The sequence below is a fragment of the Bartonella sp. MR90HLJMH genome (assembly GCF_042194115.1).
Lineage (GTDB): Bacteria > Pseudomonadota > Alphaproteobacteria > Rhizobiales > Rhizobiaceae > Bartonella > Bartonella grahamii.
Map to the genome: position 1 here is coordinate 62,569 of NZ_JBHIMM010000009.1, position 22,730 is coordinate 85,298.

General features: G+C 38.4%; 7 protein-coding genes and 3 pseudogenes. 4 read left to right on the plus strand and 6 right to left on the minus strand.

Annotated elements, in window-relative coordinates:
* Positions 1 to 4 precede the first annotated feature (4 nt).
* The 6 genes and pseudogenes from ACFIJ9_RS07160 to ACFIJ9_RS07185 form a co-directional block, all read right to left on the minus strand.
* Positions 5 to 1,222 carry an autotransporter outer membrane beta-barrel domain-containing protein gene (locus ACFIJ9_RS07160; protein ID WP_375636407.1) on the minus strand — a complete coding sequence of 406 codons (1,218 nt, stop codon included), beginning with the start codon at positions 1,220 to 1,222 and terminating at the stop codon, positions 5 to 7.
* 144 nt (positions 1,223 to 1,366) lie between these two features.
* The gene (locus tag ACFIJ9_RS07165) at positions 1,367 to 3,778 is read right to left on the minus strand and encodes an autotransporter outer membrane beta-barrel domain-containing protein (protein ID WP_375636409.1); all 2,412 of its coding nucleotides are present in this window, start codon (positions 3,776 to 3,778) and stop codon (positions 1,367 to 1,369) included.
* A gap of 674 nt (positions 3,779 to 4,452) precedes the next feature.
* On the minus strand, positions 4,453 to 6,930 hold the full coding sequence (locus ACFIJ9_RS07170) for an autotransporter outer membrane beta-barrel domain-containing protein (RefSeq protein ID WP_375636411.1): 2,478 nt from the start codon (positions 6,928 to 6,930) through the stop codon (positions 4,453 to 4,455).
* 1,171 nt (positions 6,931 to 8,101) lie between these two features.
* Entirely contained in the window at positions 8,102 to 13,924 is a 5,823-nt protein-coding gene (locus ACFIJ9_RS07175; RefSeq protein ID WP_375636413.1) for an autotransporter outer membrane beta-barrel domain-containing protein, read from the minus strand.
* A 756-nt stretch (positions 13,925 to 14,680) separates the two neighbouring features.
* Complete coding sequence (locus tag ACFIJ9_RS07180) at positions 14,681 to 19,951, minus strand: autotransporter outer membrane beta-barrel domain-containing protein (protein ID WP_375636414.1); 5,271 nt, start codon at positions 19,949 to 19,951, stop codon at positions 14,681 to 14,683.
* Between the two features lie 844 nt (positions 19,952 to 20,795).
* Positions 20,796 to 20,991 (minus strand): annotated as a pseudogene (locus ACFIJ9_RS07185) (transcriptional regulator); the annotation flags it as partial.
* Between ACFIJ9_RS07185 and ACFIJ9_RS07190 the strand changes: the two are divergent.
* The 4 genes and pseudogenes from ACFIJ9_RS07190 to ACFIJ9_RS07205 all read left to right on the plus strand — a co-directional run.
* Positions 20,988 to 21,735 (plus strand): annotated as a pseudogene (locus ACFIJ9_RS07190) (phage tail sheath family protein); the annotation flags it as partial. The pseudogenes ACFIJ9_RS07185 and ACFIJ9_RS07190 sit on opposite strands and share 4 nt — an antisense overlap.
* A 3-nt stretch (positions 21,736 to 21,738) precedes the next feature.
* A complete protein-coding gene (locus ACFIJ9_RS07195; protein WP_375636416.1) occupies positions 21,739 to 22,113 on the plus strand; it encodes a hypothetical protein in 375 nt (124 codons plus the stop codon).
* Positions 22,114 to 22,126: 13 nt separating this feature from the next.
* On the plus strand, positions 22,127 to 22,588 hold the full coding sequence (locus ACFIJ9_RS07200; RefSeq protein WP_375636418.1) for a phage tail protein: 462 nt from the start codon (positions 22,127 to 22,129) through the stop codon (positions 22,586 to 22,588).
* Positions 22,585 to 22,730: pseudogene (locus ACFIJ9_RS07205) on the plus strand (phage tail protein); the annotation flags it as partial. The gene ACFIJ9_RS07200 and the pseudogene ACFIJ9_RS07205, both read left to right, overlap by 4 nt.

A 22,730-nucleotide genomic window follows, 5' to 3' on the forward strand; every position in this document is an offset into this window, starting at 1 on the left:
ATTTTTAAAAGTGATAACGCATTCCAGCGGAAATATTTATTGCAGATATGCCATCTTTTTTAAATTTATGTTGATAGCTGAGATCATTATGAAACTCGATATTTTCAGATAAGTGCGCTTGAATACCAAAACCACCTTCGATTAAAAATCCCATAGCAGCAAGCGGAAGGTTTTCACTAAAAGTTTTGATCGCGTTCAGTTTGCCGTAGAAGGAAAGGGCATGGCCTTTGTTTTGCGTCAAACGTCCGCCAATACGGAGCAACCATTGATGAGGTTTGCTTATGTCTATTTTAGAGTTATCGTCATCTAAGAAAGAGCCAAGCATGAGACGCTGATAAACAAGTTGTGCTTGCGGTTCTAGGATTACACCTTTCAAACTGGTTGACAGTTTTTGACCAACAGTTGCAGCGGCCCCTAATGTTTTACTATTATTTACTTTTGAGGTATGTTTGATGAAAGCTGTGGTGTTATTTTCTTTGAAAATTCCATAAGAGAGAAATGCACTTGCATAGAGGCCACTGTCATGTTGAATATTTCCATATGCGGTGAGTGACCATTTATCAAGCATTTTCTTATGAGAGCTTTCTTTGTTTTTAGGAGTAAAAGACAATTTCCCATATGTTCCGAAAAGACCAAAATTGCTGCTGATATTTTGATCGTTTAGCGCTATTAATGTTGCCCCTGCTTGAAATGCAGCATAGCGAATATCTGCTTGAACACCATCTTGTTTTGCTTGAATGCTGGAAGAAAAGGTGCTCTTATTGCCATAAGTGGATAAGAAAACGCCTCTCTCTGGATGATCTTTGGGTTCAAACATTGTTATTTGCATATTGTCTAACGAGATATTTTGATTGTTGACATCAGAAAAACCGACAGAAAACATCGCGATAGGCATGACTAAAGAGCTTTCTTTTTGTGGCGTAAGAATTGTTCTTTTTTCTGCCAAATCAAGAGAAGCAGAAGTTGCGGCTGCTTCATTATCTGTAAGTTTAGAGGTGCTTTCGGTATCAGCGGTAGCGGTTCTCCTAACTTTTATGGGTAATTTCACATGAGCTTTTGCGGATGTGTTAAGAGTCGTTTTCGATGCTTGTGTTGGTGTGTTTATTAAATCAATGGTATGGCGTGTTTGAGGGTTTAAGCCAGAAGCGGTACTGGTAGACGTAAAATTAAAAGAAGAAAAAAACAAAGCACAAGCGGCTGTACATAAAAGATTCTTATGCATAGAGATGTTCCTTAAGATATTTTTTTGTTTTGCTAAAAATGAACCACTTTTTGACACACTACAATTTTTGTAATGTAGTAAAATATAAGCAGCACTGTTTTCATCTCAGCGCTGCTTATGCGTCAAAATAGAGAGCTAAGATTTCTAAAAGCGATAACGCATTCCACCGGAAAAATTAATTCCAGAGACACCAGCTTTTTGAAGTTTATGTTGGTAATTAACGTCAGCATGAAGTGCGATATTTTTAGAAAGTTGCGCGTTAATGCCAAGCCCACCTTCAAGGGAAGAGCCCATAGAATCGAGATAGAAAGATTCAATAACATTGATAGTGCGCTTTTCACCAAAAGCTTTGATGACATTCAATTTACCATAAAAAGAAAGAACACGATCTTTTTCAATGGGAAGCATTGTTTTCGTTAAACGCCCTCCAATACGGACCAACCATTGATGAGGGGTCTTTATATTAACTTGGAAGCCATCAATATCTGAAAGAGTGCCAAATGCAATGTGTTGATAAATAAGTTGTGCTTGTGGTTCAAAGGACACCCCTTCAATACCAGTTGCTAGTTTTTGTCCAACGGTAGCTGATATATTTAATGTATCCGTATTGTTTAACTCTGTGGTGTTGCCGATAAGGGCTGTTGTAATATGTCCGTTTAAAATGCCGTAAGAGAAAAGTGCATTAACATAGAGACCATTGTCATGGTGGAGGTTCCCATATGCCGTAAAGAACCATTTATCTAGTATGCTTTTGTCAGAACCTTCCATATCCTTTGGCGCAAAAGAAAGCTTTCCATATGTGCCTAAAAGACCAAGATTCGCGGTCATATTTTGATTTTCTAACGTTGCTAATGTCATGCCTGCTTGGATAGCAGCATAACGAACATCTGCACCATAACCATATTCCAATGGACTACGGCTGGAAGATAACGTCATCTTGTTTCCATAAGTCGATAAGAATATCCCTTTCTGTTTATGACCTTCTAATCCGAAAACTATTGAGTGCATATTATCCAATAGTGTATTTTGATTGTTTATATCAGCCAAGCCAGAGGAGAATATTGCATTATGCATAACCAAATAGCTTGCCATTTGAGGAACAAGAGCTTTGATCTTTCCTTCATCATCGAGAGTCGCACTTTGCAAGCGAAAATCCCAGAAATTCTCATTTTCTTCCAAGGGAGCTTGTCCATTGTTTTCTTTTTTAAGGGATGATGCATTGGTATTTTGTGCATCTTTCTGTTTTGATTCTTGTGATATTCCGCTTAAATGACTTTGTGTCTTATCGGCTGTCCCACGGCTGGATGTTGGTCCATAAACATTGAGTATGTATTTATAAGGTAAGCCCTCCATTGTGGTGTAGCCATGGGCAAGTTTGAAGGAATCTTCATTTGCTTGCCCAGAAACTTGAATAAGTGAGAGCCCACGCATATTCAAAGGAATTGAATCTTCTTCATCATCGAATGGTTCTGCATGCTTTGAAAGATTGTTGAAATAGATCGTTGTGGTGCCTGAGACATCACCATGAACGAGAACACGGTCAGTTCTTTGTTGTTCTTTTGTAAGACCATTACTCCATTCTGTATTAAAGTAAATTCTTGCGTTGCCCAATGCATTGTAAACCGTTGTTGCATCGGAGTTTCTGTTTTGCTCTGCTTTTTGTGGATGTTTTCCTACATGCAAGGTTTGATAATGATTGTCTGCTAGTTTATGCGGCGCATTAAATATGATAGAGCTATTATTAAGGTTTAGGACTGAAACGATAGATTGTGCTCGTTTTTTAAGATCAAGGAGCTTATAATCAAATAGACTAAAACTATTTTCCAACTCAAATAGACTAATTTTTAAATGCCACTTGCTGTTATTGCTTAGGGTGAAAACCGTTGTATTTTGAGGAAGCGTTTTTGCTCTTCCTTCCATAATCGAATTATCAGCCTCTAATGTAAAAGTAGCAGGTTGAACCTCGAAGAAGGGTGAGACTTCATTTTTTAATAACATATCAGAACGAATTTCTGAGTTTTTAAGGTACACTACATTCGTTTTGGGATAATAAGGTCCGAAAATACCTACACCGTCGTTTACAAGAAGTTTTGTATTATTAAGGATTGCTTTGTTTACAACTTCTTCTCCTTCTTTTATTGTAGAACTTGAAATATAACCAAAATTGATACCATAGGCTCTGCTGTGGCCTATGACCTTTAATGTTGAATCTTCAATATGGATTGTGCCGTTTGTGAGTGACAAACCATGCCCTTCTGCCTCTCCCACAATTCCTTTGGCATTAATTTGACCACCTGACGTTGCAGAAAGCAAAGTAAAGCCTGAGTGCATTATTGAGTTTGTAATGGTAATATGACCTTTCTTAGCAATCACGGCATCATACTTACCACGAACAAAAACATTATGAAGGCTCTTCTCTTCTCCATTAGCTACTTGGACCGTAGGAATCTCAAGAGGTTGTTTATTTGCATAAGTTGGAGCAAAATGAGAAAAAATGAAAGTTCCAGCAATTGTACATAACAAAAAATTTTTCTTATAAATATATTTCTTACACATAGATATGCCTTTAGTATTTGGTATGCTTTGATGCTTACTTCATTCCCCTGATGGCGCAAGTACCCAATCAGTTTTTATATCATTATATTTTTATTGTAAACAACAAAACGAATATTATGCTTTGTTATTTATCGTTTAAAAATTGGTCTTAGAAGAGCTTTTAAAATATAAAGCGCAATGCAGCGAAGATGGATTTCAGAAAACCTAGCTTGATAAGTATTTTTGTTTTAAAGTGCTAAGGATCAAAATATTTTGCAAGGATGTTTATTGCTTAAGGCTGTTGTTATGAAAACTCTACAAAGTTTTTGGAGAAGATTTGTTGTGCATTTACAAAAAGCTTTCAGTTGGTTTTCTTGTATATAGAATTATTCACTATGAATTTTTTTGATGTAAAAAAGCTAAAATATTTTGTATTTTTTATCGATATACAACAATTTTTATTGAATCCATTCGATTTTTATAAGTCAAAAAGGCGGCTCTCTTGAGACTTCAACAGTCATTGAGAGATAAAGAATTTTGTTGCATTTGGTTTGAATGAAACTAATCCTTTAAAGAAAGCTGTATAGAAAGAACCGTTATTGATGGCTCTTTCCTATAGATTGCAAAAAAAGCAGTACATTCGTACTGCTTTTTTATTAAAAATGAATAGACTATAAATTGTTTTTTGCCTTTTCTTAAAACTGATAGCGTATTCCGCCTGAAAAGCTTGCTCCAGATATACCAGTTTTTTGAAGCTTATGTTGATAGTTAACATCAGCATGAAGGGCGATATTTTGTGATAATTGTGCATTCACACCAAGTCCACCTTCAACAGAAGCTCCCATAGAATCAAAGTGGAATGATTCACCAATCTGTATGGTGTCATTGTTAGAAAAAGCTTTAATAATATTCAATTTACCATAGAGAGAAAGAATACTGCCTTTTTCAATAGAAATCGTCGTTTGTGTTAAGCGCCCACCAACACGCACTAAGTATTGATGAGGATTTCCCATATCTACATCAAAGCCATCGACATCTGAGAATGTGCCAAGCATGAGACGCTGATAAACAACTTGTGCTTGTGGTTCAAAGACCAATCCTTTTGTACTGGTTTCGAACTTTTGTCCAATGGTCGCCGATGCACTGAATGTATCAGCGTTTTTCAATTCTGCAGTCTTTCCTATGAGAGCTGTGGTGATATCTCCCTTGAGCATTCCATAGGAAAAGAGAGCATGGATATATGTACCATTATTATGGCGCAGTCCACTATATGCAGAAATTGACCATTTATTGAGTGTACTCTTGTCAGCACCTTCCATATCTTTTGGGGTGAAAGCTAATTTCCCATATGTCCCGAAAAGACCCAAATTGGTGGTCATGTTTTGATCTTCTAGAGCTACTGATGTAAATCCTGCTTGTAAAGCTGCATAGTGAATATCGGCACCATAGCCATATTGCAATGGCGTACGGTGAGAGGATAATGTCATCTTATTGCCATAAGTCGAGAAAAAGATTCCTTTGTTTTTATGATCTTTTTTCTCAAAGCCTGTTTCTTGTATCGTGTTCAGTAAAGTGTTTTGATTGTTTACATCAGCCAGTCCAGCTGAGAATAGTGCGTTAGGCATGGACAAATAGCTTGCCACCTGAGGAACGAGAGCTCTGATCTTTCCTTCATCATCGAGCGTTGCACTTTGCAAGCGGAAATCCCAGAAATTCTGATTTTCTCTCAAATGGTTTTGTGTGCTCCCTATTTGCTCAGAATTTGGTGTTGATTCACCTTTTATATTATCCTCAATCTTTAAAACTACACCACCTAATACAACGGGGGTCGTGTCGGTTTTTGAGGACTTTTCTTTTGATTGTTGAGTTACTTCTCCTAAATGGCTTTGTGTGCTCTCTGCTTTTCCAAGACGTGATGTCGGTCCATAGGCATTTAAGACATATTTATAAGGCAAACTGCCCATTGTGACATAGCCATTTGCTAGTTTGAAGGCATTTTCATTTGTTTTTCCAGATACTTGAATGAGCGACAGTCCACGCATATTCGCGGGAATAGAAGCTTCTTCTTTTGATGGCGCACCTTTTGAAAGACTATTGAAACTAATTGTTGTGGTGCCTGATACATCTCCATGGACAAGAAGGCGGTCAGTTTTTTGTTGTTCTCTTTTTAAACCATCACTCCATTCTGTATTGAAATAAATCCTTGCATTGCCTACTGCATTATAAACGGTTTTTATAGCAGGATCCCTGTTTTCGTGTGGATTAGGGAGCTCAATCGTTCGTCCTACACTCAAGGTTTGATATTGACTCTTTGCCAGCCTATGTGGTGCATTAAACACAATAGAGCTATTATTGAAGTTCAGTACTGAAACGGTAGACAGTGCTCGTTGCTTAATATCATGGAGTGCATAATTAAATGAACTAAAATCACGATTTATGTCGTATTGACTTACATTTAAATACCATTTGCTATTGTTATTTAAATTAAAAACAGTTGTATTTACTGCTAAGGTTCTTGCTCTTCCTTCCATAATCGAATTATCGGCGGTTAATACAAAAGTCACAGGATGAGGATCTGAATCTGTTTTCTTTTTTACATTATTTTGTAATAGTACATCAGAACGAATTTCTGAATTTCTAAGTTGAACCTCGGCAACAGACTTTGAAGATGATGGTCCTAAAATACCGACACCATTTTTCACAAGAAGTTTTGTATTGTTAAGAATTGCCTTATTGATAACTTCTTCACCATCTTTCAGAAAATAATCTAAAATGCTATGAAAAACAATACCGGATTGTTTTTTGCTTTCTATGAATGAATCTTCAATGTTAATGATACCGTTTGAAATCGATAGACCAGTATACAGGGCATTGGCTTTTACTTCTTTAGCATTAATACGTCCACCTTGTGATACAGCAAAAGCAAACGAAGCTGAATGTATTGTTGAGTTCGTAATTGTGGCAATTGCTTTTTCAGAGGCGTGCACTGCGCTCAATCCATTGCGGATAAAAACGTTATTAAGAGTTTTTTCTTCTCCTTTTTCCAGCTTAAACTCACTAATAATTTCAGGAGGTTGTCTATTTGCATAAGTTGGAGCAAAATGAGAAAAAATGAAAGTTCCAGCAATTGTACATAACAAAAAATTTTTCTTATAAATATATTTCTTACACATAGATATGCCTTTAGTATTTGGTATGCTTTGATGCTTACTTCATTCCCCTGATGGCGCAAGTACCCAATCAGTTTTTATATCATTATGTTTTTATTGTAAACAACAAAACGAATTATAGTTATGGTGTTCTCTATGATTTGAAGTTTTTCTTAAGAAAAACTTTTTAATGATCATAAGAAGTCGGGAAAAATGGATTTCATAAAACCTAGCTTGGTCAAGCTTATGCTAAAAAACACTATGAAGTATGATATTTAAAATTGTCTATTAAGGATAATCGTTATAAAAGCTCTATAGCGTTGAGATGTATTATTTTGTGCACTCACCAAAACGATCAGCAAATTTTCTCTGCTATAAGAAGAAGAGATGAGGGGGCTATTCACAGGCTTTCTTTAAAGAGACTTTTCCTTAAGGGTAGCAAAGCCTATTTCGCGACGGTGGTTATGAATGTTATAACGCTAAAGCCATAGAGTCTCATCATCTTTACGCTTACGAAGGAGCAAGCTGATACCTTTAAGCTTAATAAAAGAGCAAGCCCATCACACACTTTGCTAGCTCCCAATGTTTGTGACAAGCTCTTGGTTCTTGAGACAGTTCATTATAGGGCTTCTTAAGCTTTTCTTATATAACTTTTCTCCACACGCTAGCCCCGCTTGTAACGTGCAAGAAAATTTTTAATTGATTCAACATGAAACAAGTTTGAAATGAGAGAATTCTACGATATTCGGGACTCTCATTTAACATGCAAAATAAATAATTATCTTTATAAATCAATATATTGTATGGAATGAGAGGGATAAGCATTGTCAAAATGCTTTGCCTAAAAAACGCTACATGGAAATATAAATGAATCCTTACAGGTGGTGTTAAGCTAATGGATTGAAGAAACAGATTAAAGGTACGAAGAGAGAGCTTCTTTTATCATTATCTTTTCCAATGTTCTTTTCTTTATATTGTTTAAAAATACACTTTGCTTAGCTTTATAGACAAATTCGATAATGAATATGCCGCGCGGCTCGTGTAAATGGGAGAGAAGAAGATCATTGAGGAGAAAAGAAAAAAGTTTCAGGGGATAAGAATAGTAGCTTATATAGATTAAAAAAGGCAGCATATTGTGCTGCCTTTTTTGATAAAATGTACAGAATAGCAATACGCTTCTTGTTACCGCCTTTCCTTAAAACTGATAGCGTATTCCACCTGAAAAGCTTGCACCACTTATACCAGTTTTCTGAAGCTTTTGTTGATAGCTTACATCACCATGAAGGGAGAAATTGTGAGACAGTTGTGCATTGATGCCAATGCCGCCTTCAATTGCAGGTCCCATAGGATCAAGGTCAAAGTCTCTACCAATATGAATGGTACCATCATCACCAAAGGTTTTGATTAAGTTTACTTTTCCATAGAAAGACATAGGACGGTTGTTTTCAGTGGAAATGGTTTTGGTCAAACGTCCACCAACACGGATCAACCATTGAGAAGGATTGTTCATATCAACAGTAAAATTATCAGCATCTTCAATGGTGTTAAACATCAAATGTTGATAGGCAATTTGTGCTTGTGGCTCAAATGTTAAACCTTCCATTCCGGTTGCAAACTCTTTGCCAATAGTGGTGGAAACACTCAACATTTTGGCATCGTTCAACTTTGCGGTATTTCCTCTGAGAGCATTGGCGATATGCCCTTTTAGGATACCGTAGGACAAGAGTGCATCAATGTAGAAACCATTGTTATGCTGTATACTACCATAGGCTGTAATGGCCCATTTATCCAGCGTGTTCTTCCCTGCATCTTCTATATCTTTTGGAGTGAAAGAGAGGCGTCCATAGGTTCCCCCCAGTCCCAGATGTGTTGTGGTATTTTGCCCTTCAATTGCTGCCAATGTGACACCGGCTTGGAGAGCAGCATAGCGAATATCAGCACCATAACCATATTCCAGAGGACCACGCTTGGAAGATAAGGTAGCTGTATTTCCATAGGAGTATAAGAAGAATGCGTTCTTTATCCCTTGTTCTTGTCCTATGGTGGATATTCTCATATTAGCTAAAAACTCGTCTTGCTTAGCTATATCTGTTAATCCAGCGTGAAAGAGAGCATTTGGCATAACTATATAGCTTGCTGTCTGTGGTACAAGAGTGTCCACACCAGAACCTGAACCAGTTTCAAGAATTTCTTTGTGTAAGCGGAAATCCCAGAAATTTTCATTCTTTTCATCAAATAGGTTTTGCGCAATATCGGCTTGTCCATGGCTTGAGTCTGGTCCATAAGCAGTCAGCGTATATTTATAAGGTAAATGACCTCTTGTGGTATAGCCATTTGCTAGTTTGAAAGAGTCTTCCTGTGCTTTCCCAGAGACTTGAATAAGCGAAAGTCCACCGATATTCGAAGGATCAGCAGCATTTACTACACTATTTTTATCCCCTGAATCGCTTTTGATATAAACTGTTGTGTTGCTTGAGACATCACCGTGAATGAGAAGCCTATCGGTTTTTTGATCGGCACTTGCTACGCCATCACTCCAAGCAATGTTGAAGTAAATCTTTGCGTCTCCCGTTGCATTGTAGACTGCTGTGTTGTCTGGTTTTCCAGATCCTATGTGCAATGTGTGATAATGCTCTTCTGTTGGTTTCTCAAAAATAATGGAGCTGTTGTTGAGGTTAAGCTTGGAAACATCAGAACGAGATCTTTGAGCAATATCAAGGAGATTGCCATCATCATCTTTTTCATTTGTACTGGTTTTTACAATCCATTGTGTATTGTTTTGCAAATTAAAGATTGTTTTAGGGCTGTTAATAATTTTTGCTCTACCCTCTAATATGGAGTCATCAGAATTGAGTGTAAAAGTTAAATTATTTTCTTCAGTTGAATTTTTGGTTACTAATAAAACATCAGCACGGATTTCTGATTTATTGCCAAGATTGACGGTGCCGGTTAATTCATCTACGTTAATTCCAACACCGTTTTCAACGTGAAGCTTTGCGTTGGTTAAATTAACTTCTGAGGTTGTATTTTCCACAGGATTTTCAAATTTTATGCCGTTTTTCTCTGCTTTTGCAGAAATTCCCGTCAGATCAATATGTCCACCGTTTTCAACAGCTAATGCTGCCTCTGTTCCTGTTATACTTCCTGTCATCATTGTGATGCTGGAGTCTAAGCCGGTTGCATGGAGGGCATAACCATTAGATGATGTAATTTGGGCGTTTTCGGTTATAGTAATGGTGCTTCCACTCTCTGCACGTATCCCCACATTTTTTCCAGCAAATGATCCTCCAGAGATTGTGATTTGAGAATGATCCATTGCAATTACGCCGATGAATGCTTTTGTAATGTGTACATTTTTTAAAGTGATATTGCTTGCTTGGGAATTTAATCCTGTAAATATTACCGAGTTACCTTTTCCATTGCTCGATATTGTCACATCTTCCAATTTGTTTTCGTTGCTTTTACTGTTATTAAAGGTGGCTCCCCCTGTAGAAGTTGTAATGGTTCCTTTATTCATTTTGATTACGCCGCCGTCTCGTGCAAGGAGTCCAGTCGAAGTGTCTCTAATATTTGTTCCATGCAATTCGATCATACTATTAGAATTGATAACACTTGCACCTAATCCGCTAAGGTGCTTTTCTGTTGTGATAGTAACACCTGTGACCGTAATATGACCACCATCTTCCGCACTCAATGCTGTACGGTCCCCTTTGACGTGTCCTTCATTCATTGTGATGGTAGAGTTTAAACCGTCTGCATGGAGTCCATAACCATTAGATGAGGTAATTTGTGCAGCATCGTCTAAATTGATGGTGCCGCTATCTGCTACATATATTGTTTCACCTTCCGCCTTAAATGATCCCCCAGAGATTTTAATTGTAGAATTGTCATATGCAGCTACGGCATTAATTGCATCAGAGATGGTTACATTTTTTAAAGTGACTTTACTTTTTTCTTCTGCTTCTATTCCATAGCCTAGCAGCGCACCGCCTTCACCACTTGATATTATCACGTTGTCCAGATAGTTTTCTTCGCTCTCACTTTTAGAAAAGACAGCACCAGCTACAGAAGCTTTAATGCTTCCTCCCTTCATACTGATTGCGCCATTGCTTTGGGCGTGAAGACCAATTGCACTATCACTAATCGTTGTATTTCCAAGCAACTTAATTACACTATTAGAGCCATCAGCACCTGCACCGATACCATCGTCTGTTGTTTTTAGAGTAACATCTGTGGTTGTAATATGTCCGCCATTTTCTGCAGCCAATGTCACACCTTTCCCCGTAACGTTTCCTTTTGTCATTGTGATGGTGCTACCGGATTCTTCTGCATAGAGTCCATAGTCTTCAGATGAGGTAATTTGCGCTTCGTTGGTTAAAGTAATGGTGCTGCCGTTTGCGGCACCTATTGTTATACCTTTTGCTTCAAATGATCCTCCAGAGACTGTTATTGTCGAGTGATCATTTGCAATTATGGCACTGGTTGCTTGCGTAACGGTTACATCTTTTAAAGCGACTGTACTGTTTTTGTCTGCTTCTATTCCAGCGATTAGTGGCGCATCGTTTTTACCGCTCGATATCGTCACACCTTCCAGTTTGTTCTTTTCGCTCTCAGTGTTTTCGAAGTAAGCACCAATCTTGGAAGCTGTAATGGATCCCCCAGTTATGCTGATTGCGCCACTATTTCTTGCTCCAATTCCGATGTTGCTATCACTAATCGTTGTGTTTCCAAGCAACTTAATTACACTATTAGAGCCATCAGCACCTGAACCGATACCATCGCCATCTGTTGTTTTTAGAGTAACATCTGTGGCCGTAATATGTCCGCCATTTTCTGCAGCCAATGTCACACCTTTCCCCGTAACGTTTCCTTTTGTCATTGTGATGGTGCTACCGGATTCTTCTGCATAGAGTCCATAGTCTTCAGATGAGGTAATTTGCGCTTCGTTGGTTAAAGTAATGGTGCTGCCGTTTGCGGCACCTATTGTTATACCTTTTGCTTCAAATGATCCTCCAGAGACTGTTATTGTCGAGTGATCATTTGCAATTATGGCACTGGTTGCTTGCGTAACGGTTACATCTTTTAAAGCGACTGTACTGTTTTTGTCTGCTTCTATTCCAGCGATTAGTGGCGCATCGTTTTTACCGCTCGATATCGTCACACCTTCCAGTTTGTTCTTTTCGCTCTCAGTGTTTTCGAAGTAAGCACCAATCTTGGAAGCTGTAATGGATCCTCCGGTCATTTTAATTGCACCATTGTCTTGTGCCAAGAGTCCAATTATAGCATTATCAACAGTTGTATTTCCATGTAATTTAATGACGCTGTCGTCACCAATAGCAATTGCACCAGCTCCTTCTTTGTCCCCTGTCGTTTTTAGAGTAACATTTTCTACCTCGATATGTGCTTTATCTTCTGCAAATAATGCGTAGTTCTTCGTGGTTACTGTTCCATCCGTCATTTTTATTATGGAGTTTTCACCTTCTGCATGGAGCCCATTTCCATCAGTTGATATAATTGTAGTACCATCGTTTCCATTTTTAGCTAAAGTGATGCTGCCACCGTTTAAAGCATACACTGTGTCATTTTCCGTCTCAAATGTTCCTCCAAATACGTTTATTTCAGAATTACTCGCAAAAATAGCTTTTTTTGCTTGTTTTACGGTTACATTTTTTAACGTAACTTGACTGTTATCGATGGCGCTTATTCCCAATAATGAGGATGTATCACCTTCTTTTTTTGATATTGTCACATTTTCAAGCTTATTTCCTTTACTATTGTTTGAGAAGTTCGCACCAACTGTAGATTTGCCAGTTGTGGATACTGTAATAGAACCACCGCTCATTTTGATTGCACCGCCGTCTTGTGCAAAAAGTCCGATTACAGCATCATCAACTATTGTGTTTCCGTGCAATTCAATCGTGCTGTTAGGACCGGTAGATTGTGCACCAACTCCTTTGCTATTTGTTTTTAGAGAAACATCCGTGACCTCGATGTGTCCGCCTTGTGTTGCAGATAATACTGCTTGATTTCCTGTTACTATTCCTCCAGTCATCTTGATTGTAGAGTTTTTACCTTCTGTAACGAGTCCTGTTCCATCAGTTGATGTAATTGTAGCACCATCTTTTTCGCCTTTATTTAAAATAACGGTACCACCATTTAGAGCATATACTCCTTGGTTTTTTCCATTAAATTCTCCCCCAAAAACTTCTAGTTTAGAATCATTCGCAAATATGCCTATTTCTGCTTGAGTGACTGTTACATTTTTTAAAGTTACCATGCTTTTGTTTGCACTGATTCCGAATAGCAGTGGTACTTCATTATGACTGGATATCGTCACTCCGTTCAGTTCGTTTGCATCGCCCTTACTGTTTAAGAAAGCAGCCCCCCCTCCAGAAGCTGTAATAGACCCTCCGGTCATTTTGATCGTGCTATCGTTATTTGCAGTTAATCCAACGACAGCATTTTCAATCTTTGTATTTCCTTGTAGTTCAATCGTGCTTTTATCTCCACTAGCGACGACGACACCTAATCCTTCGTCATCTTCCGTTGTTAGAACGACATTTTCAACTATAATATGTCCGCCGTTACCTGAAAATAATGCCATTTCCTTCGCATTTACTGTTCCACCGGTTATTTTGATTATACCGTTGTTTTTTGCTTCAAGACCAAGGTTAATGTTAAAATCAGTTCCTTTAATGGTTGTTTTATCCCCCGTTAAAGTGATCATACTGTTCTCGCCTTCAGCTGTTACAGCAGCGGGTGATTCTAGAGAAGATGATCCTGGAGAAGATGTGGATGAGCCTTCGCCGGTATCCTTATTTCCGGTTACTGTTAAATTTTCACCAGTGATTTTGCCACTTTCTTTTGCATGAAGAATTTCATAGGACTTACCGGTTTCTCCGGTGACGGCTGGTCCTTCTCCTGAAGCTTCAAGAGATTCAGCATGTGCATTGGAATAGATACTAGAGAGTATGATCGCGACTGTTGCTGTATATGATAAAAGGGATTTTTTATACATCCGTATTCTCCTTTGAAGTCCCCAATATTCATTTCCCCACCGACCTCATAAGAAGAATAGAAAATGAGTTACTGTTCTTAGTGTTGTTACATTACCTCTAACTCGGTAAGTTATTTTAATTTTTCTGTCAAATATTTTAAATAATCTTCATGAAAATGTATATTATGTATAGTTTATTTTTTATTAAATGAGTTTATTTATTTTCTGTTTGTAGTGGGATTATTTTTATATCTTGATAAAATAATAAAAATAATTTTTGATAATTACTGAGAGTTCTTTATGACTATTAAGATATTTTATGATAATTATTTGAAGATATTTTCACTTAATACAAAAATATATTTTACTATCCTATCGTTTATAGTTTTTTGTGTTTTTTCTTGTTTGAATATTGTATAGACAAAAAATTGTTTGAGTTTTCAGATGAGGAGAAAGTTTCTGATAATCGCTTATCTTATTGAGGGCGGTAAAACAGACATATCTTAAGTTTAAAAACGTAATTAATAAAGAGATTCATGTTAAGGTTTTAAATGAATAGTACTTTGGTCAATAAAATTGCACTGTTATTAAAAAGTTTCCGCGTTCATTATTTGTGGGTTTTAATATATTCTGGATAAAAATACCTTATATTTTTCTTGATAAAAAGGGAGGGGGTAGTTTTAGTGTCATTAGGATTTATATAAAGCGAAAAGGCAGCACATTGTGCTGCCTTTTTTTAAATTGAATAGAATGATAGGCTATTTTTACAGCCTTGTCTTAAAACTGATAGCGTATTCCACCTGAAAAGCTTGCACCACTTATACCAGTTTTCTGAAGCTTTTGTTGATAGCTTACATCACCATGAAGGGAGAAATTGTGAGACAGTTGTGCATTGATGCCAATGCCGCCTTCAATTGCAGGTCCCATAGGATCAAGGTCAAAGTCTCTACCAATATGAATGGTACCATCATCACCAAAGGTTTTGATTAAGTTTACTTTTCCATAGAAAGACATAGGACGGTTGTTTTCAGTGGAAATGGTTTTGGTCAAACGTCCACCAACACGGATCAACCATTGAGAAGGATTGTTCATATCAACAGTAAAATTATCAGCATCTTCAATGGTGTTAAACATCAAATGTTGATAGGCAACTTGTGCTTGTGGCTCAAATGTTAAACCTTCCATATTGGTTGCAAATTCTTTGCCAATAGTGGTGGAAATACTAAACATTTTGGCATCGTTCAACTTTGCGGTATTTCCTCTGAGAGCATTGGCGATATGCCCCTTTAGGATACCGTAGGATAAGAGTGCATCAATGTAGAAACCATTGTTGTGTTGTATACTACCATAGGCTGTCAGTGACCATTTATCTAGCGTGTTCTTCCCTGCATCTGACATGTCCTTTGGTGTAAACGACAGCTGCCCATAGGTACCTACAAGACCGAGATGTGTTGTGGTATTTTGCCCTTCAATTGCTGCCAATGTAACACCGGCTTGGAGAGCAGCATAACGAATATCAGCACCATAACCGTATTTGAGAGGTCCGCGTTCAGAAGATAAAGTTCCTGTGCTTCCATAGGTGTATAAGAAGAAACCGGTTTGTTTTTCCTCTTCTTTTCCTAAGATGGATGTTCTGATATTGGCTAAGAGCGCGTTTTGTTTAGCCATATCTGTTAATCCACTATAGAAGAGAGCATTTGGCATGACCAAATAGCTTGCTGTTTGTGCTACAGGGGCGATCACATCTGAACCATTTCCAAGCAGTTCGGGTTGCAAACGGAAATCCCAGAAATTTTCATTCTTTTCATCAAACAGGTTTTGCGCAATATTGGCTTTGCCTTGGCTTGAATCTGGTCCATAGGCACGTAGTGTATACATATCTGGTAAACCACCTCTTGTGGTATAGCCATTTACAAGTTTGAAAGAGCTTTCTTCTGCTTTTCCAGAAACTTGAATGAGTGAAAGACCACGGATATTGGCAGCAGCAGAGGTATTTTCTTCGACATTGTTCTCTTCTAAGCGCCCCGTAACATAAACTGATGTGTTGCCAGAGACATCCCCATTGATCAAAAGTCTATCGGTTTTTTGCTCATTTATTGCAGCACCATCACTCCATTCTGCGTTGAAGTAAATCTTTGCACCACCCGTTGCATTGTAGACTGCTTTTGTGTCTGGTTTACCAGAACCTATATGCAATGTTTGGTAATGCTCTTCTGTTGGTTCGCTAAAAATAATGGAGCTATTATCGAGACTAAGCGTGGAAATATCAGAACGAGATCTTTGAGTAATATCAAGCAGATTGCCATCATCATCTTTTTCGTTTTTGCTGATCTTCAACGTCCATGTTGTATTGTTTTTCAGATTAAAGTGTACATTTCTGTCTGTAGCAATATTCGCTCTGCCTTCTAGAGTAGACTGATCAGCGCTTAATGTAAAAGTGCCGTTGGAGATCGCTTTAACCTCTTTACCATCCCACAAATCTTTATCTTTCCATGACGTTTTGTCCCAAAAAATACCATCTCCTAATAATACGTCCGCATGAACTTCTGATTTTTTAAGATTGACTGTGCCGATTGATGGGGCTGCCGCATCTTCGATGCTTTTTTCAACAAAAGCTCCAACGAGAATACCAGTATCATTTTCAGCATGAATCTCTGCATTGGTCAGATTGATCTCATTGCTATGATATTTTTGTGGGTAATCTGGGCCATTTGGATCATTATCAGAGAAAGTTGCGAATTGTAAACCGGCAACTTCTGCTGTGGCAGAAACATCTGTCAGATCAATATGTCCGCCATTTATTACAACCAGTGCAGCTTTTTTTGCTTCTATTTTGTTTTTCTTCCCATTTGGAGGAGTGTCGGATTGGGTATCTAGACCTTCAGAATTAGTATCAATAGTGCCATTGCTCGTTTTAATTGTACTACCTTCAACAGCAAAAAGACCAGCATCAACATTTTGAATGGTTGTTTTGCCATTTAATTCAACTACACTATCGGGCTCCCAAATGTTTACACCAACGGTTGGTTCTGTGGATTTACCACCGGTTATTGTTAAATCTCCGCTAACGATTTTACCCCCACTATCAGCATAAAGACCTTCATCAACATTTTGAATGGTTGTTTTTCCCGTTAACTGAATTTCACTACCAGAGTCCCCTGTCCATACACCAGATCGTTTTTCATTGGGGTCTTGATCAATTATTTCACCACCGACTACGGTTAAATTTTCACTGGTAATTTTACCACCAAGGATTGCTCCAAGACCGTTCCAAGTATTGTTAATTGTTGTATCGCCATGCAATTCAATTCTGCTATCAGGACCAATGGCCTCTGCACCGGTTCCTTTGCCATCTGTTGTTAAAGCAACATTCGTGGCGTCAATCTGTCCGCCTTTTTCTGCAAATAATGCACTTCGCGCATCCCCTATTGTTGTTACTTTTCCTCCTGCCATTGTGATCTTAGATCCTGAACCATCTGCACGGAGTCCATTACCATTAGATGATGCGACTGTAACATTGTTGTTTAAAGTAATGGTGCTGCCTTCTTTAGCATATACCCCATCAGTTTTTCCATCGAATGATCCTCCAGAGACTGTTATTGTGGAGTGATCATTTGCAAATATGCCTGTGTTTGCTTGAGTGACGGTTACATTGTTTAAAGCCACAGTGCTTTTTTCGGCACTTATTCCCTTATCCATCAATGTGCCATCGTTACCGCTCGATATTGTTACATCTTCCAGCGTGTTTTTATTTTCATCACTTCCGCTAGCGTTGAAAAGAGCACCTATTTGAGAAGCAGCAATAGAACCACCGGTCATCTTGGCTGTAGCTCCATTTTGTACATCAAGGCCGTTTATAACTTTTTCAATGGTTGTTGTGCCTTTTAATGTAATGACGCTGTTAGCGCCATCGGCTTTTGCGCCAGTTCCAGTGCTATCTGTTGTTGTTAAAGCAACATCCGTGACATCGATCTGTCCACCTTTTTCTGCAAATAATGCATTTTGTTTTCCACTGACAGTTCCTCCCGTCTTCGTGATTTTTGCTCCTGAACCTTCTGCATGAAGTCCAGAACCATCAGATGATGTAACCGCAGCTTTTTCGTCTAAATTAATGGTGCTGCCTTCTTTAGCATATACCCCATCATTTTTCCCATCGAATGATCCTCCAGAGACTGTTATTGTGGAGTGATCATTTGCAAATATGCCTGTGTTTGCTTGAGTGACGGTTACATTGTTTAAAGCCACAGTGCTTTTTTCGGCACTTATTCCCTTATCCATCAATGTGCCATCGTTACCGCTCGATATGTTCACATTTTCTAGCGTGGTTTCGTTGTTCTTACTACCGTTGAAAGAAGCACCAATTTCAGAAGCTGTAATGGAAGCGCCATCTATCTTGATTGCCGCTCCATTGTTCATTACAAGGCCATTTTTGAATTTTTCAATGATTGTTTTTCCATTTAACTCAATCTTGCTATTAGGTGTGTAGGCTCCTATACCAATACTTGTTCCTTTGGTTGCAGAACCAATGAGTGTTAAATCTTCACTAACGATTGCACCATTTACTGCCATAAGACCATGGTTTGTGGCGTTTTTAATGGTTGTTTTTCCCTTTAACTCAATCTTGCTATTAGAGTCTTGGACGGACACACCAACATTAGATTCTCCAGCTTCATTAAGGGTTATCGTTAAATCTTTGCTAGTAATTGCAGCACCGCCTACTGCCTGAAGCCCGTTAGTAACTTTTTTAATGGTTGTTTTGCCTTTTAATGTAATCATGCTGTCAGCGCCATCGGCTTTTGCACCAGTTCCGCTGCCGTCTGTTGTTGTTAAAGTAACGTCCGTGACATCAATCTGTCCGCCTTTTTCTGCAAATAATGCAGCTTGTTTCCCAGTTACGGTTTCTTTCTCCTTAGTGATCTTAGACCCTGAGCCTTCTGCATGGAGTCCATAACCATCAGTTGATGTAATTTTAGCATCGCCGGTTAAATTAATGGTGCTGCCTTCTTTAGCATATACCCCATCAGTTTTTCCATCGAATGATCCTCCAGAGACTGTTATTGTGGAGTGATCATTTGCAAATATGCCTGTGTTTGCTTGAGTGACGGTTACATTGTTTAAAGCCACAGTGCTTTTTTCGGCACTTATTCCCTTATCCATCAATGTGCCATCGTTACCGCTCGATATGTTCACATTTTCTAGCGTGGTTTCGTTGTTCTTACTACCGTTGAAAGAAGCACCAATTTCAGAAGCTGTAATGGAAGCGCCATCTATCTTGATTGCCGCTCCATTGTTCATTACAAGGCCATTTTTGAATTTTTCAATGGTTGTTTTTCCATTTAACTCAATCTTGCTATTAGGTGAGTAGGCCCCTATACCAATACTTGTTCCTTGGGTTGCAGCACCAGTTAGTGTTAAATCTTTACTAACGATTGCACCATTTACTGCCATAAGACCATGGTTTGTGGCGTTTTTAATGGTTGTTTTTCCATTTAACTCAATCTTGCTATTAGCATCTTGGACGTACACACCAACATTAGATTCTCCAGCTTCATTAAGGGTTATCGTTAAAGCGTTGCTAGTAATTGCTGCACCGCCTACTGCCCGAAGCCCGTTAGTCATTTTTTCAATGGTTGTTGTACCCGTTAACTCAATCTTGCTACCAGAATCTTGGGCTACTAAACCAATATTGGTTCCATTTATTATTAAATTTTCGCTGGTGATTTTACCGCCTTTTTCTGCAGAAAGTCCGTCCTTAACTTTTTCAATGGTTGTTGTGCCCGTTAACGTAATTTCACTGCCCGAATCTTTCGACGCTACACCAGTGCTGAATTTTTCAGGATCAGGAGAGGTTACTATTAAATTTTCACCCTTGATTGCGCCACCATTTGTTGCTTCAATTGCATCATAGGAACTGCCTGAAGTGGCAGTCGTTATTGTACCTTTTGCATCATTTTTAAGAACATTGTTAGCAGCATATGCGTTGAAATGGGTGCCAAACAGCGTAACAGTCATAGCCGCTGTACAGAGTAACAGAGATTTTTTATACATTTAGATATTTTCCTTAACTTATAAGCCCCACGCATTCCGCCCCCGCTTATAAGAAGGATATCAAATGAATGGTTTTCTACTTTGAGACAAATAGATTATTTTTATTTTTGTGTAAAGTATAATTATAAATTTTATAATAAAATACGTAATGTTTTTACTGTAAATCTATTTTATTATTCATTATGAATAAAAATAAAACTAAATTATAAATAAAAATTATTTTATAATATTAAAAATTAAAATATTTAAATCACTAATTTATTAAAAATTTATAAAATAATATGAAGATATTAAAATTTATTTGTAATTTTTTATTGTATATCATAGTGTTATTATTGTGCATTATTTAGAGATAAACTTTATTGAATTATCACAAGAAAGAAAATAATGGAGAAGATATTAAAAAAGAAACCAGAAAAGAGGAAATGAGCAATAAAGAATAGCAGTATCTATGCTGCTGTGAATATACAAAAAAGAAAGCTTGTCGTTTGACAGGAGTTTTTTAAGTGGGAATAGGTGAGATTGGGTGGGAATTTATGATTTTTTTATGACTAATTTTCACCATTAAATGCACATTTTATCAAAATGGATTTTTACATCTAAAAATGAGAAAAATCTGTGATTCAATGGAAAAAATAGGAAAAGGCTTTGAGGATTAAAAAAAACTCTGTGGAAGCCTAGAAAACCGCCTTTGAAGACCCTTTGAAAAAAATCTATAAATTGTGAAGTTCGCTCCCAAATCAGCCCAAAAAGCGAAAAAAGATATGATATTTTAAAAACAAATTGTTATTAAAAATCTTAATGTAAGGAGAAAGGCACCTTCATTTTCCATTTTTAATGATGGTTAGGTTGGATTTGTGTCGTTCTTGAGTGTTTTTTTAACCTCTATTTGATGTTTTAAATGCAATTTTAAAAAGAGGCAAGGTAAGCTCTATTTCTTCACTGTCGTTGATGTCTTGAATAAGCTCTTGTAACTTTTTATAAAGCTCCGCCGCGAGTTCCGCTATATCTTCAGGGGGAAATTTAATTGTTGCATTTTTGTTATTTGATTGATCCCTTTGTACGGGTGGCAAATGGTGATGGGGGTTGGAGTGTTAAACCCGCAAGTCCTTTTGCTGCCGCCATGTTTATCAAACGTGATAAGCAAAGGGGCGGTGTTTTTTGGTCTCCCTCCAACCAAGATGTGCATGGCATTTTAGGCACGGCGCGCCCGATTAGCTATTTTGATGGCGAAATCGATCATGAGGCAAATCGCCTCAACCAAGCCGATATTGCGACCTTTATTCCAGCACGGCTTAGCCAAAATGCGCATTTAAATAATTCTGGGGGACAAATAGCTGCCAATGGACGTATTTTATGGGGAAATCATACCACCTCCAGTGATCCATTCTGGCGTTTTGTCAATGTGGTGCGCACCCGTGCAGCGTTGAAAAAACTATCACTAACAGTTTTAGCCCTTGGGCTAATGACGAGAATCTGACTGCTCACTATGTCATTGCTATTACCCGCTCTCTCACGCAGTTTCTTGATGATCTTATTGCGCGGGGTGCACTGCTGGGGGGCGGGTTTGGTTTGATCGCGATTTAAATTCCAACAGTATTTTACAATTAGGACAGTTTCGGGTGGAGTTTGATGCAGAAGAAGTGCCACCTTTAGGAGATTTAAGGTTCAGTAGCCGGCGCAATAGCGCTTATTTTGATCGGTTGGCGCAAGATATCCAAAAGAAAATGACTTATCAATTTGGTGATACGCTTGAAACTTATCGCAAAGCAGCAAGGAGTTAGAGCATGACTTTACGCATTGTACGCGGTTTTACCCTGATTGTTGATGGTTTTATGGGCACCATCTCACAATTGACAGATTTTTGTAAATCTTTGCCTCATCGTATGAAGGGGTGGTTTGGGTCCATTAATTTAAGAGAGTTTTTGCCAAGTTTTTTGGGAGGCACAACAGCCATTCAACCGATTGCACAATTTGCGGGGGCGGGGCATGCCAATTACTCTGTGAGAGAACAAAGAGGCAAAGATCACTCCACCATCACACACAATCAAAATGTCACAGTGCATGTCAATGGTGCCCGTGATCCTGTGGCCACTGGTCGTGCGGTTGCCCACGCCATTCAACGGGCACGCGCTAATGCTCTGCATGGCGGGACAGAATGAGGGGAGGGAGCCTATGAGAGATCCTTTGATGATGTTAGGACCGCATCAATTTTATGTGGACTGGCTGAATTTCCAATCCTTTGAAGAAGAGTTTTCTGCCTCATGGGTTTGTATGGAGCGTTTTGGCAGGTCCCCCAGTTTGCAATTTACCGGCTATGGCAATGATGCAAAAACCATTCATGGGGTTTGGTTTCCAGAAGAATTTGGTGATCGGGTAGCCATTGATGCCATCGCCCAAACCATTCGAAGAGCAAAGCCTGTCCAGATGCTTCGTTGGATCAATGATACGACCTATAGTGTTCTTCTCCATGGTCCCGTGGTGATCACCACGATCAATAAAGACCACGACTATATCAGCCGCTCTGGTCAATCCCAGCGCATCCGCTATTCCATTACGCTCTTGCCCTTTTTCAATGGCGGAAAACCGCAAGGACAATACCAGGTGGGACAAACCCAAGTGGGACAAACTCTATGAAGATACCAGAAAAGCATGTTGTTGTAGAGTTAGAGGATATGAGTCTCGATCTTATCTGCTTTCAACATGCCATGGCAGTGTTCAGGGACCGCATCCAAGTTGGGGCACTAAACGGCTATTTAGAAGCCACCTTGGAAGCCAA

Excerpts from the sequence above, each read along its gene's own strand:
- ACFIJ9_RS07195 (WP_375636416.1), top strand. The coding sequence starts at position 21,739 with ATGACTTTACGCATTGTACGCGGTTTTACCCTGATTGTTGATGGTTTT.
- ACFIJ9_RS07175 (WP_375636413.1), bottom strand. The coding sequence starts at position 13,924 with ATGTATAAAAAATCCCTTTTATCATATACAGCAACAGTCGCGATCATA.
- ACFIJ9_RS07170 (WP_375636411.1), bottom strand. The coding sequence starts at position 6,930 with ATGTGTAAGAAATATATTTATAAGAAAAATTTTTTGTTATGTACAATT.
- ACFIJ9_RS07165 (WP_375636409.1), bottom strand. The coding sequence starts at position 3,778 with ATGTGTAAGAAATATATTTATAAGAAAAATTTTTTGTTATGTACAATT.
- ACFIJ9_RS07200 (WP_375636418.1), top strand. The coding sequence starts at position 22,127 with ATGAGAGATCCTTTGATGATGTTAGGACCGCATCAATTTTATGTGGAC.
- ACFIJ9_RS07180 (WP_375636414.1), bottom strand. The coding sequence starts at position 19,951 with ATGTATAAAAAATCTCTGTTACTCTGTACAGCGGCTATGACTGTTACG.
- ACFIJ9_RS07160 (WP_375636407.1), bottom strand. The coding sequence starts at position 1,222 with ATGCATAAGAATCTTTTATGTACAGCCGCTTGTGCTTTGTTTTTTTCT.